General features: G+C 54.3%; 1 protein-coding gene. It reads left to right on the forward strand.

What is annotated here, in order from left to right; genetic code table 11:
- On the forward strand, nucleotides 1–258 hold a 258-nt coding region (locus OH705_RS27935; RefSeq protein WP_267303524.1), incomplete at both ends, for a restriction endonuclease subunit S.

A 258-nucleotide genomic window follows, 5' to 3' on the forward strand; every position in this document is an offset into this window, starting at 1 on the left:
GTTCCTCTTCCACCACTCGCTGAACAACATCGCATTGTCGCCCGCATCGAGCAATTGATGGCTTTATGCGACTCACTAGAACAGCAGATCAACGCGACCACTGAAAAACAAACCGAATTGCTGAGCAATCTGATTCGTGCGCAATCGCAAGGCGGCGCAGCGGAAAGCCCCCAGCGAGCAACGCATGCAAGAGCCCAAGTTATTGACCTCGCCATTTACCGCGCCAGCATCGGTTGCTATGCGATCAACAAGCTCGCC

Origin of the sequence: Pseudomonas sp. BJa3, from assembly GCF_026343815.1 — a bacterium.
Taxonomy (GTDB): domain Bacteria; phylum Pseudomonadota; class Gammaproteobacteria; order Pseudomonadales; family Pseudomonadaceae; genus Aquipseudomonas; species Aquipseudomonas soli.